This window comes from Streptomyces sp. NPDC046860, from assembly GCF_040645115.1.
In the GTDB taxonomy this organism is placed as follows: domain Bacteria; phylum Actinomycetota; class Actinomycetes; order Streptomycetales; family Streptomycetaceae; genus Streptomyces.
Genome location: NZ_JBEYXQ010000004.1, coordinates 34,691 through 49,049 on the forward strand (window position 1 = coordinate 34,691; position 14,359 = coordinate 49,049).

Annotated in this window: 8 protein-coding genes; 4 read left to right on the forward strand and 4 right to left on the reverse strand. The window is 72.0% G+C overall.

All coding sequences use genetic code 11. From position 1 onward, the window contains the following. Window positions 1-49 precede the first annotated feature (49 nt). The 3 genes from ABZ898_RS07735 to ABZ898_RS07745 all read left to right on the forward strand — a co-directional run bounded on the left by ABZ898_RS07735 (window position 50) and on the right by ABZ898_RS07745 (window position 7,800). Complete coding sequence (locus tag ABZ898_RS07735) at window positions 50-718, forward strand: HAD hydrolase-like protein (protein WP_361653946.1); 669 nt, start codon at window positions 50-52, stop codon at window positions 716-718. A gap of 538 nt (window positions 719-1,256) precedes the next feature. Next, window positions 1,257-6,200 (forward strand): NAD-glutamate dehydrogenase, encoded by a 4,944-nt coding sequence (locus tag ABZ898_RS07740; protein WP_361653949.1) that lies wholly within the window; start codon window positions 1,257-1,259, stop codon window positions 6,198-6,200. Between the two features lie 202 nt (window positions 6,201-6,402). After that, a complete protein-coding gene (locus ABZ898_RS07745; protein WP_361654689.1) occupies window positions 6,403-7,800 on the forward strand; it encodes a hypothetical protein in 1,398 nt (465 codons plus the stop codon). A gap of 7 nt (window positions 7,801-7,807) precedes the next feature. Here ABZ898_RS07745 and ABZ898_RS07750 read toward each other — a convergent pair whose 3' ends face one another. From ABZ898_RS07750 to ABZ898_RS07765, 4 genes are all read right to left on the reverse strand, one after another. Continuing rightward, a complete protein-coding gene (locus tag ABZ898_RS07750) occupies window positions 7,808-9,472 on the reverse strand; it encodes a glycosyltransferase (protein WP_361653952.1) in 1,665 nt (554 codons plus the stop codon). Further along, window positions 9,469-11,661, reverse strand: a complete 2,193-nt coding sequence (locus tag ABZ898_RS07755; RefSeq protein WP_361653955.1) for a CDP-glycerol glycerophosphotransferase family protein — start codon at window positions 11,659-11,661, stop codon at window positions 9,469-9,471. Before ABZ898_RS07755 ends, ABZ898_RS07750 begins: the two co-directional genes overlap by 4 nt. Before the next feature lie 140 nt (window positions 11,662-11,801). Further along, on the reverse strand, window positions 11,802-12,632 hold the full coding sequence (locus ABZ898_RS07760; protein WP_361653958.1) for an ABC transporter ATP-binding protein: 831 nt from the start codon (window positions 12,630-12,632) through the stop codon (window positions 11,802-11,804). Further along, entirely contained in the window at window positions 12,625-13,533 is a 909-nt protein-coding gene (locus tag ABZ898_RS07765; protein WP_361653960.1) for an ABC transporter permease, read from the reverse strand. Before ABZ898_RS07765 ends, ABZ898_RS07760 begins: the two co-directional genes overlap by 8 nt. 177 nt (window positions 13,534-13,710) lie before the next feature. Here ABZ898_RS07765 and ABZ898_RS07770 point away from each other — a divergent pair, with 177 nt between their 5' ends. After that, window positions 13,711-14,334, forward strand: a complete 624-nt coding sequence (locus tag ABZ898_RS07770; protein WP_361653963.1) for a TetR/AcrR family transcriptional regulator — start codon at window positions 13,711-13,713, stop codon at window positions 14,332-14,334. The last annotated feature ends 25 nt before the right edge of the window (window positions 14,335-14,359 follow it).

A 14,359-nucleotide genomic window follows, 5' to 3' on the forward strand; every position in this document is an offset into this window, starting at 1 on the left:
GGTCTCCTCAGCCCTCCGCGTTGTCACCGGTGCCCGGTACGGTTTTGGCATGGGGAAGCAGACAAGCGCGCACATCGTCTGGGACTGGAACGGCACCCTGTTCCACGACAACGACGCGATCATCGCGGCGACCAACGGGGCCTTCGCCGAGCTGGGCCTTGAGCCGATCACGCTCGAGCGGTACCGCGCGCTGTACTGCGTCCCCGTCCCGAAGTTCTACGAGCGCCTGATCGGCCGGATGCCCAGCGACCTGGAGTGGGAGGTCATGGACGGGGCCTTCCACCGGCACTACGTCGAGCACCGCGCCCGCTGCGGGCTCACCGAGGGCGCCGCCGACCTGCTGGCCGGCTGGGGCGCGGACGGCCACAGCCAGTCCCTGCTGAGCATGTACGGGCACGAGGACCTCGTCCCGCTGGTGCGCCGCTTCGGCATAGAGCCGCACTTCCTGCGCGTGGACGGGCGCACCGGCCCCTCCGGCGGCAGCAAGGCCGAGCACATGGTGCGCCACCTGAAGGCGCTGGAGACCCTGGTCGACCCGGAGCGGACCGTGGTCATCGGCGACGCCGCCGACGACGCGCTGGCCGCCCACCACGTCGGCGCCCGTGCCGTGCTCTACACGGGCGGCTCGCACGGCCCCGAGAGCCTGCGCGGCACCGGCGCCCCGGTGGTGGACAGCCTGGCCGAGGCGGTCGCCGAGGCCCGTCGCATAGCGGCCTGATCGCATCCCCCGAGGGGAACACCCGCGCGACGCCGCGCCTGCCGTACGAGCCGGAGCCGCCCGGCGCGTGCGGGCGCACGCGCCGGATACGCCACCGGGCGCCGCGCCACCGCTGTGCAGAACGTCAAACTTCACCCCCCGGTTTTGTACACATACGGCTCATGACGGGGCCCCCGTCGGGGGCGATAGCCTGGTGGCGTGATCAGCGCGATATCTCGCGGGGACGCCACTGTCCCTGCCCTGCGCCCGGACCGCACGGACGAACTCCGTGGCCGGGCGGCGGTCGCTGGTCCTCGCGGGCGGGACGGGGGCGCCACGGCCCCCCGGACACCGGGCACGGCCCCCGGCACGACGGTGTGGAGAGCAGCGTCGCTTCCGACAAGTCTGTCGACAATGGCCGAAATCCCTCCGCCCATCTCATCTCGCGGCATAGCGTCTGAGCGGACCGGACACCTCGGGCCGTGGCGTCATGCCGGAGGGGGAGAGACCGTACTTCCTTCTACGTCACGCAACGGCGCGCGACAGGAGCCAGAGGACAATGCAGACCAAGCTGGACGAAGCCAAGGCCGAGCTGCTCGATCGGGCCGCTCGGGTAGCTGAGAACAGCCCGGCCGGGGGGCACCTACCGACCGGGACCACGAGCGAGGGCACCTCCGGCACCCCGGACAGCGAAGCCGTCCTCGCGTTCCTCCAGCGCTACTACCTGCACACCGCCCCGGAGGACCTCGCCGACCGCGACCCGGTCGACGTCTTCGGCGCCGCGGCCTCCCACTACCGTCTGGCCGAGACCCGTCCCCAGGGCACGGCCAACGTGCGGGTGCACACCCCGACCGTGGAGGAGAACGGGTGGACGTGCAGCCACACCGTCGTGGAGGTCGTCACCGACGACATGCCCTTCCTGGTCGACTCGGTCACCAATGAGCTGACCCGCCAGGGCCGCGGCATCCACGTCGTGATCCACCCCCAGGTCGTCGTACGCCGCGACCTGACCGGCAAGCTGATCGAGGTCCTGCCCACCACGCCGCACGGCGACCTCCCGCACGACGCCCACGTCGAGTCCTGGATCCACGTCGAGACGGACCGGGAGACCGACCGCGCCGACCTCAAGCAGATCTCCGCCGACCTGCTGCGCGTCCTGTCCGACGTCCGCGAGGCCGTCGAGGACTGGGAGAAGATGCGCGAGGCCTCGGTCCGGATCGCGGACGGCCTGCGGGACGAGCCCCAGCCGGCCGACCTGCCCGCCGCCGAGGTGGAGGAGGCCCGCGAGCTGCTGCGCTGGCTCTCCGCCGACCACTTCACCTTCCTCGGCTACCGCGAGTACGAGCTGCTCGGCGACGACTGCCTGAGCGCCAAGCCCGGCACCGGACTCGGCATCCTGCGCTCCGACCCGCACCACTCCGAGGACGACGAGCACCCGGTCAGCCCCTCCTTCGAGCGGCTCCCGGCCGACGCCCGCGCCAAGGCCCGCGAGCACAAGCTGCTGGTGCTGACCAAGGCCAACAGCCGGGCCACCGTGCACCGGCCCTCCTACCTGGACTACATCGGCGTCAAGAAGTTCGACGCGGACGGCAACGTCGTCGGCGAGCGCCGCTTCCTCGGCCTGTTCTCCTCCGCCGCGTACACCGAGTCGGTGCGCCGGGTCCCGGTGATCCGCCGCAAGGTCGCCGAGGTGCTGGAGCGCGCCGGGTTCTCGCCCAACAGCCACGACGGCCGCGACCTGCTCCAGATCCTGGAGACCTACCCGCGCGACGAGCTGTTCCAGACCCCGCCCGCCGAGCTCCAGTCCATCGCCACCAGCGTCCTCTACCTCCAGGAGCGCCGCCGGCTGCGGCTGTACCTGCGCCAGGACGAGTACGGCCGCTACTACTCGGCCCTCGTCTACCTGCCGCGCGACCGGTACACCACCGGCGTCCGGCTGCGGATCATCGACATCCTCAAGGAGGAGCTCGACGGCACCAGCGTCGACTTCACCGCCTGGAACACCGAGTCGATCCTGTCCCGGCTGCACTTCGTCGTCCGCGTCCAGCCCGGCACCGAGCTGCCCCACCTGTCCGACGCGGACAAGGAGCGCATCGAGGCCCGCCTGGTCGAGGCCACCCGTTCCTGGTCCGACGGCTTCTCCGAGGCACTGAACGCCGAGTGCGGCGAGGAGCGCGCCGCCGAGCTGCTGCGCCGCTACAACAACGCCTTCACCGAGGGCTACAAGGCGGACCACTCCCCGCGCTCCGCGGTCGCCGACCTGGTCCACCTGGAGCGGCTCAGCAACGAGAAGGGCAACGACTTCTCGCTCAGCCTGTACGAGCCGGTGGGCGCCGCGCCCGGCGAGCGCCGCTTCAAGATCTACCGCAAGGGCGACGCGGTCTCCCTCTCCGCCGTGCTGCCGGTCCTCAACCGGCTCGGCGTCGAGGTCGTCGACGAGCGCCCCTACGAGCTGCGCCGCGCCGACCGCAGCACCGCCTGGATCTACGACTTCGGCCTGCGCCTGCCCCAGACGGCCGGCGGCGGCGACCACCTCGGCGAGGACGGCCGGGAGCGTTTCCAGGAGGCGTTCGCCGCGACCTGGACCGGCCAGGCGGAGAACGACGGCTTCAACTCCCTCGTGCTGAGCGCCGGACTGACCTGGCGTCAGGCGATGGTGCTGCGCGCCTACGCCAAGTACCTGCGCCAGGCCGGCTCCACCTTCAGCCAGGACTACATGGAGGACACCCTCCGCAACAACGTCCACACCACCCGGCTGCTGGTCTCCCTGTTCGAGGCCCGGATGTCCCCGGACCGGCAGAAGGCCGGGCTGGAGATCACCGACGCCCTGCTGGAGGAGCTGGACGCCGCGCTGGACCAGGTGGCGAGCCTGGACGAGGACCGCATCCTGCGCTCCTTCCTGACCGTCATCAAGGCCACCCTGCGCACCAACTTCTTCCAGGAAGCCCGCGACGGCGGCCCGCACGCGTACGTGTCGATGAAGTTCGACCCGCAGGCCATCCCGGACCTCCCCGCGCCGCGCCCGGCGTACGAGATCTGGGTGTACTCGCCGCGGGTCGAGGGTGTGCACCTGCGCTTCGGCAAGGTCGCGCGCGGCGGCCTGCGCTGGTCGGACCGGCGTGAGGACTTCCGCACCGAGATCCTCGGCCTGGTCAAGGCGCAGATGGTGAAGAACACCGTCATCGTGCCGGTCGGCGCCAAGGGCGGCTTCGTCGCCAAGCAGCTGCCCGACCCGAGCGTGGACCGGGACGCCTGGCTGACCGAGGGCATCGAGAGCTACAAGACGTTCATCTCGGCGCTGCTCGACATCACCGACAACATGGTGGCGGGCGAGGTCGTCCCGCCGCGCGACGTGGTGCGCCACGACGGCGACGACACCTACCTGGTGGTCGCGGCCGACAAGGGCACCGCGACGTTCTCCGACATCGCCAACGAGGTCGCCCAGTCCTACGACTTCTGGCTCGGGGACGCCTTCGCCTCCGGCGGCAGCGCCGGCTACGACCACAAGGGCATGGGCATCACCGCGCGCGGTGCCTGGGAGTCGGTGAAACGGCACTTCCGCGAGCTGGACCTCGACACCCAGTCCGAGGACTTCACGGTCGTCGGCATCGGTGACATGTCCGGCGACGTGTTCGGCAACGGCATGCTGCTCTCCGAGCACATCCGCCTGGTCGCCGCATTCGACCACCGGCACATCTTCATCGACCCGGTCCCGGACGCGGCCACCGGCTACGCCGAGCGCCGCCGCCTGTTCGAGCTGCCCCGCTCCAGCTGGGCCGACTACGACACCTCGCTGCTGTCGGCGGGCGGCGGGATCTTCCCGCGCAGCGCCAAGTCGATCCCGCTGAACCACCACATCCGGGAAGCGCTGGGCATCGAGGAGAAGGTCTCCAAGATGACCCCGGCCGACCTGATGAAGACGATCCTGAAGGCGCCGGTCGACCTGCTGTGGAACGGCGGCATCGGCACCTATGTGAAGTCCTCGGCCGAGACCGACGCCGACGTCGGTGACAAGGCCAACGACGCCATCCGCGTCGACGGCGCCGACCTGCGCGTCAAGGTCGTCGGCGAGGGCGGCAACCTGGGCCTGACCCAGCTCGGCCGGATCGAGTTCGCGCTCCAGGGCGGCCGGATCAACACCGACGCCATCGACAACAGCGCCGGTGTGGACACCTCCGACCACGAGGTGAACATCAAGATCCTGCTCAACAGCCTGGTCACCGACGGGGACATGACCGTCAAGCAGCGCAACAAGCTGCTCGCGGAGATGACCGACGAGGTCGGCGCGCTCGTCCTGCGCAACAACTACGCGCAGAACACCGCCCTGGCCAACGCGCTCGCCCAGTCCAAGGACATGCTGCACGCGCAGGCCCGGTTCATCCGGCACCTGGTCCGCGAGGGCCACCTCGACCGGGCGCTGGAGTTCCTGCCCACCGACCGTCAGATCCGTGAGCGGCTGAACCAGGGCCAGGGCCTCACCAGCCCCGAGACGGCCGTACTGCTGGCGTACACGAAGATCACGGTCGCCGAGGAGCTGCTGCACACCTCGCTGCCGGACGACCCGTACCTGCGCGGTCTGCTGCACGCCTACTTCCCGTCGGCGCTGCGCGAGCGGTTCACCGAGGTCGTCGACAGCCACCCGCTGCGCCGTGAGATCACCACGACCGTGCTGGTCAACGACACGGTGAACACGGGCGGTACGACCTATCTGCACCGGCTGCGCGAGGAGACCGGAGCCTCGCTGGAGGAGATCGTCCGCGCCCAGACCGCGGCCCGCGCGATCTTCCGCTCCTCGCCGGTGTGGGACGCGGTGGAGGCCCTGGACAACAAGGTCGAGGCGGCCGTCCAGACCCGCATCCGGCTGCACTCGCGCCGCCTGGTCGAGCGCGGCACCCGCTGGCTGCTCAACAACCGGCCGCAGCCGCTCCAGCTCGCCGAGACCGTGGAGTTCTTCGCGGACCGGGTCGAGCAGGTGTGGCAGGAGATGCCGAAGCTGCTGCGCGGCGCGGACCTGGAGTGGTACCAGCACGTGTACGACGAGCTGTCCGAGGCCGGGGTCCCGGACGAGCTCGCCACCCGCGTGGCCGGGTTCTCCTCCGCCTTCCCGGCGCTGGACATCGTCTCGGTGGCCGACCGCATGGGCAAGGAGCCGCTGGACGTCGCCGAGGTGTACTACGACCTCGCCGACCGGCTGCACATCACCCAGCTCATGGACCGCATCATCGAGCTGCCCCGTGCCGACCGCTGGCAGTCCATGGCCCGCGCATCCATCCGCGAGGACCTGTACGCGGCGCACGCCGCCCTCACCGCGGACGTGCTCGCGGCGGGCAACGGCACCGACACGCCGGAGCAGCGGTTCAAGGCGTGGGAGGAGAAGAACGCGCCCATCCTGAGCCGGGCCCGCGCCACGCTGGAGGAGATCCGCGGCTCGGACGCGTTCGACCTCGCCAACCTGTCGGTGGCGATGCGCACGATGCGGACGCTGCTGCGCACGCACGCCTGACCGACACAGGTGCCTTGAGGACGAGGGCGCCCCGGACCCGAGAACCCGGCCGGGGCGCCCTCGCCGTTCTCCGGGTGATCTGTCCGGTTCGGATGGTTCGGATAGGGTCTGGCCCGTGACAGCGAACCCCACCGGGTCCCGCGCGGGACACGGCCGCCCGTCACTGGTGGCCGTCGCTCTCGCCGCGCTCGTCCCGCTGCTGATGCTGCTGGCCGTCGTCCGGCTTCCCTGGGCCGGTGACCTGGGCATACACGCGGCGACCGTGCAGCGGCTGCGGCACAGCCTCGTCGATCCGGGCAACCCGCTGGTCGACGCGGACACGCCGAGCCCCTACTACTCGCCGTGGATGCTGGTGCTCGGCGTGCTGGCCCGGCTCACCGGACTGCCGGTGTTCACGGTGCTGCGGATCGGCGCGCTCGCCGGGCTCGGGCTGCTGTTCACCGGGTTGTGGCGGTACGTCCGCACGCTCAGCGCGCACCGGGCGGCGCCCGCGCTCGCCCTCCTCTGCCTGGTCCTCCTGTGGGGCCCTGACCTGCTCAACTGGAGCGGCTTCCTCGGCCTGAACTCCCTCGCGCTGACGGTGGCCTACCCCAGCGTGTTCGCGCTCGGGCTGTCCTTCCACTTCTGGGCGTGGCTCACCGCCGCGCTGCGCGCGCACCCCGGCTGGGCCGTCTGGGCGGGCCTCGGGGCGCTGTGGGCGCTGATCCTGCTCTGCCATCAGTTCACCGGTGTGGTGGCCACCCTCGGCGCGCTGGCCACGCTGCTCGCCGCCCGCCCCTCCCTGGAAGTCCTCCCCAGGCTCGGTGCCGCGCTCGCCGTGGGTATCGTCCTGCTGTGGCTGTGGCCGTACTACGACTTCTTCGCGCTGTTCTCCGCCGGCACCGGGCTTGAGGCGATCCACCGTTCGCTCTACTCCGACCTGGCGGGGCGGTTCGGGCTGGCCCTGCTCGGGGTGGCCGCGCTCGTCCTGCGGTGGCGGCGCGACCACCGCGACCCGTTGGTGCTGTTCTTCGCGCTCGGCGCGCTGCTGTTCGCGGCCGGCGGCCTCACCGGCCACTACTCGTGGGGCCGTGCCGCGCCCGCCGCGCTGATCCCGGCCCAGCTCGCGGCCGCGCTGGAGACCGTGTCGGCCGGGCGGCGGGCGGTCCGGCTCGGCTGGGCCTGCGTGCTCGCCGCCGCCCTGGCCGTCGGCGCGTGGGGGCAGGCGGGAATGCTCGGATACGTGGTCCCGCGCGACGCGCTGCCCGCCCCGCTCGCCGCCAAGTACCGCCCGCCGTGGGCCGGTTACCACTGGATCACGCCCTGGGTCGGCTACGGGGACGTGGTCATGGCCCGTACCGTGCCCTCCCGGCAGATCCCGGCCTACGGGCCGTACACCGTGGCGCCCGGCTACCCCGACGTGTTCCTGCCGGACCAGCACGGGCGGGACGCGGCGGTGGAGCGGTACTTCGCGGCGGACACCACCTCCGGCGCCCGGCTGGCCATAGCGCGCCGGTACGGGGTGCGCTGGGTGATCGGACCGGCCGCCGACGCCGAGCCCTGGCTGCGCCCGGTGACGACCGGCCCGGCCGGACAGGTGCTGTACGAGGTGCGCGGCTGAGCGGGGCTCACTTCAGCGCGCTCGTCACCAGCCGGAGGGCGCTGCGGATCTTCGGCCGGTCCACCTTGCGCACCACCGGCCGCACCAGCCGGGCCGTGACCCCCACCGGCTGCCAGCGGATCTGGAGCCGGCCGGGGTTGCGCCCCTCGGGCTCCACGGTGATCCGGTGCGAGACGGCGCCGGAGGGGTGGTCCAGCCGCGCGGTGAGGACCGGGAAGAGCGGCGCGGCGAGCAGCAGGCCCGAGTGGGCGAGCCCCTGCTGCTGGAGCCGGATCTGCGGATGCCGTACCCCGTCGAAGCCCTGGACGGGAAGCCGGGCCTCGGTCAGGTCCAGGTGGACGCGCCCCTCGAACACCCCGGGCCGCACCGGGTCCAGCCGGAACGGCACCGTCAGGCGCCGCCGGCCGGGGGAGAGCAGCAGCGAGGCCCGCTGCGGGCCGACCGGCAGGCGCAGTCCGGGGTCGTAGGTGCGCACCGTCAGGGTGAGGGCGGCGCCGGGGCCGGGGCGCAGGCCGGTGATCTCGTGGCGGAAGTAGGCGGTGGAGAAGGGGCGGGTCTCCAGCTCCAGGTCGGTCAGGTCCAGCTCCCGGCGCCCCCGTTCGGTGGCGGGCACCGCGCCGCCCCAGTAGGGCGTGCCGTCGGCGCCGGCGGTGACCTCGCGGGGCGCCACCGGGTGACCCAGGCCGCGGGCGGCGAGCCGGAGGCCGTCGAGGTCGCCCTGGCGCAGCAGCTCCAGCACCACCCGCTCCGGGCGGGGCAGCCGGGTGAGGGCGCCGTCGGCGAGGGTGTCCAGGTACGGGTTCATGATCTCGGCGAACTCGGCCAGCCAGGCGTCGTCCCGGTAGGGCAGGTCGCCCGCGTACATCCGGAAGTCGTGCTTGAGGAACTTGAAATCCTTGTCCTCGCGCAGGTCCGCGCGCCCGCTCTCCACCAGGAAGGCGTCGATCAGGCGCTGCACGTGCACCCGGTCGGCGACGTTGGAGATCTTGTGCCGCTGGTTGGAGATGGAGGCGCTGGACGCGGCCGCGTACGGCTCGATGTACCAGGTGTAGACCGGGTCCGGGATGATCGTGAACGCCCGTGCCAGGCAGTAGGCCTGGGCCGAGAAGAGCTGGTCCTCGTAGTGGATGCCCTCGGGGAAGCGCAGGTGGTGGCGGTCGAGGAAGGCGCGGGCGTACATCTTGCTGGTCGACAGGTGCTCGAAGAACAGCCGCGGGTCGTCGGCGATGCCGTCGAGGGTGCGGCGCTCGCGGACCAGGTGCGGCATCCAGGTGCCGCGGCGGCCGTTGTCCACCCGGACCCGGCGCACCGCGCCCATGGTGAAGTCGACCTCGCGCTCGCGGTGGGCGGCCAGCAGCAGTTCCACGGCCCGCGGCGGGAGTTCGTCGTCGCTGTCGAGGAACATCAGGTAGGGGGCGCGGGCGATGTCGACGGCCCGGTTGCGCGGGGCGCTGCAGCCGCCGCTGTTCTCCGGCAGCCGCAGGTAGCGCACCCGGCCGTCCTCGGCGGCCAGCCGCCGGGCCACCTCGGGGGTGTCGTCGGTGGAGTGGTCGTCGCTGATGACGATCTCGATGTTGCCGTGGGTCTGCGCGCGCAGGGAGGCGACCGCGCGGGGCAGCCGGGCCGCGTCGTTGTAGACGATCACGGTGACGGTGACGTCGGGGGTCGTCATCCTTCGAGCTCCTCGGGCGTCGGGGCGGGGATACGTTCCTCCAGCGGAAGCACGGGCGGCAGCGCCTCCTCGGGCTCGCCGAGGAACACCCGGCGGACCACCCGTTCGGCGGCCCGGCCGTCGTCGAACTCGCAGAACCGGCGCCGGAACGCGGTCCGTGCCTTCGTCGCGGTCTCGTCGCGCCAGGCACCCGAGGTGAGGATCTCGGTCAGCTCCTCCTGGGTGCGGGCGACCCGGCCGGGGGCCTCGGCCATCAGGTCGAAGTAGACGCCGCGCGTGGTGCGGTAGGTCTCCCAGTCGTCGGCGTGCACGACGATCGGGCGGTCCAGGTTGGCGTAGTCGAACATGATCGACGAGTAGTCCGTGACCAGGACGTCGGCGGCCAGGCAGAGTTCCTCGACCGGGTCGTAGGTGGAGACGTCGATGATGCGGCCGGTGCGGCGCAGCCCGGTCAGCGGGGAGGCGCCGCCGCCGTAGAAGTAGTGGGCGCGCACCAGCAGCACGGTGTCCTCGCCGAGGCGGTCGGCGAGCGTGGCCAGGTCCAGGCGCGGGGTGAACCCGGCCTCGTAGTCACGGTGGGTGGGCGCGTACAGGACGGCGGTGCGGCCCGGCGCGATGCCGAGGCGCTCGCGGGCTGCGCGCACGCCGTCGGCGGTGGCGGTGTAGAAGACGTCGTTGCGCGGATAGCCGTGGTCCAGCGAGGTGTAGCGGGCCGGGTAGGCGCGCTCCCACATGCGGGTGGAGTGGCTGTTGGCGCTGACGCTGTAGTCCCACTTGTCGATCCGGGACAGCAGTGCGGCGAAGTCGAGCCCCTGCGCGGCGGCCGGGTGGTCCCGCTGGTCCAGGCCCATGCGCTTGAGCGGGGTGCCGTGGTGGGTCTGGAGGTGGACGGAGCCGGGGCGCTTGACCACCGCGTTGGGGAAGTTGACGTTGTTGACCAGGTACTTCGCGGTGGCCAGCGTCTCCCAGTAGCGGCGGGTGCCGGGGATCACGTGGTCGGTGCCGTGGGGGAGGAGAGCCGCGTTCTCCTTGGTCACCACCCACACCGGGTGGATGTGCGGGGCGAGTTCGGCGAGCTTGGCGGCGACGGCGGCCGGGTTGCAGGCGACACCCCGGTCCCAGTAGGCGGCGAACACGGCCAGGTCCGGGTCCAGCGGACGGCTCAGCGCCCTGCGGTACTGCTGCTCGCGCATCCGCACCCCGAGCCGGCGCTTGCGGGCCCGTACCGCCTTGCGGGCCGCGCGCCGGGTGCGGTTGGCGCTCTGCAGCGCCCGGTAGCGGGTGTACGCGCCCTCCTCCAGCAGGGCGTGCCGCACGCCCTCCAGGCCGGCCGGGCGCTGGTGGCCCTCGGGGCGCCAGCGGACGGCGGCGGCGGAGGCGCGGCGGAAGAACTCGCGGGCCACCGGCTCGGGCAGGTCCTCGCGGGCGAAGACCCGCACCAGGTCGCGGACCATCAGCCCGTACAGCACGGTACGGACCGGGCGGCGTCCTTCGGTGAGGGCCAGCAGCCGTTCGTAGCGGTCGATCAGGGTGTAGCGGTCCTCGGGCGTGCGCGGCGGCAGGCTCTCCCGGCGCAGTCTGCGGTCGTCGTACGCCGTCTGGTCGAGGCAGGCCACCCGGCCGGCCCGCAGCAGGGCGGCCTGGGCGGCGAAGTTCTCGTCGCCGCCGAACTCCTCCTCGTGCGCCCGCCAGAACGCGGCGCGCACCGCGCGGGTGCCGAGCAGCGGGGTGAGGCGGAGCAGGTTCGGGGAGTCGTCCAGGGCGAGGTCGGCGCGGCCCGCGCCGGCCAGCAGACGGCCGTCGCGGGAGGGGACGGCGGTGGTGCGCCAGGTGGTGGTGACGTGGTCCAGCAGGAGTACGTCGGCGCGCTCGTCCAGCTCGGCGGTGCGCTCGGCGAGCAGGCGCGGGGCTCCGGCGGGCAGGCCGTCCTTGGCGTGCACGAAGTGCAGCCAGCGGCCCGACGCCCGCGCGGCCCCCGCCGAGCGGGCCTCGGCGTCCCCCGTGCCCTCGGGCAGTGCCACGGTGACCGTCTCCGGGGCGTGGCCCTCGGCCGTCTCCCGGGCCCAGTCGCCCACCGCGGCCACGATCACCTCGGTGTCCGGCAGCGGGTGGGCGTCGAGCGAGTCGAGGAGTTCGGCCAGATGCCCCTGGGTGTTCGGTCCGTAGACGATGACGCTGAGTTGGGGCATCTGGAAGGGCTCCTTCGGCTCGTCGTCCCGGCGGTCACCTTTCATAACATACTGTCATTACATGACTGAAAGGGATATCCACGCGTGAAGTGGAAGCCCCGGTTCAGGAACCCGGGCCGAGGGGCGGCCCGGGCGGACGCCTACTTCTTCTTCCGGTCGCCCGTGAACGCCTCGTACTCCTTCAGCACGTCCTCCGTCGCGCCGTCCATGCGCAGCTCGCCGCGCTCCAGCCACAGCACGCGCTCGCAGGTGTCGCGGATGGAGTTGTTGTTGTGGCTGACCAGGAAGACCGTGCCCGCGTGCTTGCGCAGCTCGCGGATGCGGGCCTCGGAGCGCTTCTGGAAGGAGCGGTCGCCGGTGGCCAGCGCCTCGTCGATCAGCAGGACGTCGTGGTCCTTGGCCGCGGCGATGGAGAAGCGCAGCCGGGCCGACATGCCGGAGGAGTAGGTGCGCATCGGCAGGGTGATGAAGTCGCCCTTCTCGTTGATCCCGGAGAAGTCCACGATGTCCTGGTAGCGCTCCTTGATCTGCTCGCGGGACATCCCCATGGCGAGGCCGCCGAGGTGGACGTTGCGCTCGCCGGTCAGGTCGCTCATCAGGGCCGCGTTGACGCCCAGCAGCGAGGGCTGGCCGTCGGTGTAGATGTGGCCGTTCTCCACCGGGAGCAGGCCGGCCACCGCCTTGAGCAGGGTGGACTTGCCCGAACCGTTGGTGCCGATGAGGCCGATGGCCTCGCCCCGGTAGGCGGCGAAGGACACGTTTCTCACCGCGTGCACCCGGCGCACCCCGGCCGCCTTCTCGGCCTTGCCGCGGCGCAGGATGCGGTTGAGGGCGGCGGTGGCCGAGCCCCGGCCCGCGCCGGTGCCGTTGACCCGGTAGACGATGTCGACGCCGTCGGCGACGACGGTGGGGATCTGCTCGGCGCTCGTGCCGTGCGCGGTCCCGACGGGGGAGGTGGTCTGCTCAGCCACGGCCGTAGGTCTCCTCAGCCTTCCAGAAGTAGATGAAGCCGCCGATCCCGGCCGCCAGCGCCCAGCCGATGGCCACCGGCCACACGTGCGGGGGCAGCTTGTCCGCGCCGAAGCTGTCGATCAGCGCGAACCGCATCAGGTCGATGTACAGCGCGGCCGGGTTGTACTCCAGCAGGAGCAGAAGGGGCCGCGGCTGGTCCTTGGCGAGCTGGTCGATGCTCCACATCACGCCGGACACGTACATCCAGGTGCGCAGCAGGAACGGCATCAGCTGGGCTATGTCCGGGGTCTTGGCGCCCATCCGGGCCAGCACCATCGACACGCCCGCGTTGAACACGAACTGGAGGAACAGCGCCGGCAGCGCCAGCAGCCAGGACGCGGTCACCGGCACGCCCACGCAGAGCACGATGGCGACCAGCGCGAGCATCGAGAACAGCAGCTGCTGGAGCTGCTGGAGGCAGAAAGAGATGGGCAGCGCGGCGCGCGGGAAGTGCAGCGCGCGCACCAGGCCGAGGTTGCCGGAGATGGCCCGGGTGCCCGCCATGATCGAGCTCTGCGTGAACGTCCACACGAACACGCCCGTGACCAGGAACGGGATGAAGTCGGCGACGCCCCGCTTGGTGCCCAGCAGCACGCCGAAGATGAAGTAGTAGACCGCCGCGTTCAGCAGCGGGGTCATCACCTGCCAGAGCTGGCCGAGCTTGGCCTGGCTGTACTGGGCGGTCAGCTTGGCGGTGGCGAAGGCGGTGATGAAGTGCCGCCGGGCCCACAGCTGCCGGACGTACGCCGGCACGGAGGGGCGGGCGCCGCTGACGGTCAGGCCGTGCCGGGCGGCCAGCGCCGCGAGGTCGCCGTCGGCCGGAGCCTTCATCGGGGGCGGTGCGTCGAGGACCTGGCTCACATCCGCTGCTTTCGGTCGGGGGGTGGATAGGCGCGGTCCGGCCGATGCCCGCCGTATCCGCACGCTTCCCCATGCGTTCACTCACGTCGGGACGGGACCGTATCGTCGCAACGGGAGAGTAGGCCCATCCGACGACGGAACGCAACCGTTTCGTCGTCCCGCCCTATGCTGGGTCCCATGACGACCAACGCCGACGAACCCCCGGCGCGCCCGCGCCGGGCCCCGGCCGGGGCCGCCGTGCTCCGGGAGGACGTGACCGAGGCCATCCGCGCGGCCGTCTTCGAGGAACTGGCCGCCGTGGGGTACGCGCGGATGTCCATCGAGGGCATCGCGCGCCGGGCCGGAGTCGGCAAGACGGCGGTCTACCGGCGCTGGCGCTCCAAGCTGAACCTGGTGCTGGACGTGGTCTCCGCCATGGCGGTGCTCGGCCTGCCGGTCCCGGACACCGGCACCCTGGAGGGCGACCTCCGGCTGCTGTACGAGGTGATGTCGCGCGCCCTGCGCCACCCGGTCGCCTCGCAGATCATCCCCGACCTCCAGGCGGAGGCCGCCCGCAACCCGGAGATGGCCGAGACCCTCCAGAAGGCCGTGCGCGACGGCCAGGACGGGGTCGCGTCCAAGATCGTGGCGGCGGCACAGGCGCGCGGCGAGGTGAGCCCCGCCCTCGACCTCGACCTCGCCCTCGACCTGATCTCCGGCCCCCTCTACTGGCGCGCGGTGATCATCCGCAGCCCCAAGCTCCCCAAGGGCTACCTGGCGAACCTCTCCCGGGCCACGGCGGGGGCGCTGAAGGCGCTGTAGGAAGCCCTCGCCATGCGCTGTAGGG

What these genes read in the sequence shown, in the direction of transcription:
- ABZ898_RS07740 (WP_361653949.1), top strand. Translation starts at nt 1,257, where the DNA reads ATGCAGACCAAGCTGGACGAAGCCAAGGCCGAGCTGCTCGATCGGGCC.
- ABZ898_RS07755 (WP_361653955.1), bottom strand. Translation starts at nt 11,661, where the DNA reads ATGCCCCAACTCAGCGTCATCGTCTACGGACCGAACACCCAGGGGCAT.
- ABZ898_RS07750 (WP_361653952.1), bottom strand. Translation starts at nt 9,472, where the DNA reads ATGACGACCCCCGACGTCACCGTCACCGTGATCGTCTACAACGACGCG.
- ABZ898_RS07735 (WP_361653946.1), top strand. Translation starts at nt 50, where the DNA reads ATGGGGAAGCAGACAAGCGCGCACATCGTCTGGGACTGGAACGGCACC.
- ABZ898_RS07745 (WP_361654689.1), top strand. Translation starts at nt 6,403, where the DNA reads ATGCTGCTGGCCGTCGTCCGGCTTCCCTGGGCCGGTGACCTGGGCATA.
- ABZ898_RS07770 (WP_361653963.1), top strand. Translation starts at nt 13,711, where the DNA reads ATGACGACCAACGCCGACGAACCCCCGGCGCGCCCGCGCCGGGCCCCG.